At 36.5% G+C, this 1034-nt stretch carries 1 protein-coding gene; it reads left to right on the top strand.

Annotated features, from left to right (window positions below; all coding sequences use genetic code 11):
- Nucleotides 1–165: 165 nt before the first annotated feature.
- On the top strand, nt 166–1034 hold an 869-nt coding region (locus tag E1171_RS00840), incomplete at its 3' end, for a glycoside hydrolase family 16 protein (RefSeq protein WP_155203163.1).

Here is a 1034-nt window from a genome sequence, read left to right as displayed (position 1 = left end):
CTCTATTGATTATAATTGCATAATTTCATGAAAGGTTTTTCTTTAAAAAAACTCAAAAAATGATTCCTTTTCCACCTTTGATCTAGTCACATTTTTTCAGGGTTAGAGGGAATAATTTTAGAAAGAATATTAATAGTATTTTTTTAAACTTAAAATAGAAAAAAGATGAAAAAAGCTTATCTATTAACTGCCACTTTTATTGGGTTACTATTTTTTTCTTGTAATAAGGATGAAAAGGTAGATGAAGTAGAACAAACTATCGACGAGGAAGAGGTAGTGGAGGAGCCCACTACAGATGAAAGTGAATATGTGTTGGTTTGGTCAGATGAGTTTGATGGGACCACTTTAGATCAAACAAAATGGTCCTATTTGCTTGGGGATGGTACTAGTTTTGGCCTTCCTTCCGGTTGGGGAAATAATGAGCTGCAGTATTATACAAATCAAAATGCTACTGTTAATGCTGGAACGCTAAAAATTACAGCAAAAGAAGAGTCCATGGGAGGTAAAAATTACACCTCAACAAGGTTAGAAAGTAAGAATAAAGGGGATTGGACCTATGGAAAGTTCGAAGCCAGAATGAGGCTTCCTATAGGCCAGGGCATATGGCCGGCCTTTTGGATGCTTCCTACCGACAATGTTTATGGGGGATGGCCCCAAAGTGGAGAAATTGATATCATGGAATATTTGGGACACCAACCTAATGTTGTACATGGGACCGTACATTATGGACTACCTTGGCCTGATAATTCACATTATGGAAACCCTTATAGAATAATTACAAGTGATTTCAACCAAGATTTTCATATATTTGGAATAGAATGGGAACCAGAAGAAATAAGGTGGTATGTTGATGGCATCCATTACTCTACCGTAAACCCTACAACCATTGGTGAAAACTGGCCTTTTGATCAAAATTTTCATTTATTGTTGAATCTGGCTGTTGGAGGAGATTGGCCTGGAAATCCAGATGCATCTACTGTTTTCCCTCAAACTTTAGAGGTAGATTATGTAAGAGTGTATACGAAAGAAAACTA

Source organism: Xanthovirga aplysinae (assembly GCF_009711365.1).
GTDB classification, from domain to species: domain Bacteria; phylum Bacteroidota; class Bacteroidia; order Cytophagales; family Cyclobacteriaceae; genus Xanthovirga; species Xanthovirga aplysinae.
The sequence above is the reverse complement of the archived record's forward strand: the minus strand, read 5'-3'. Positions and strand labels throughout refer to the sequence as shown.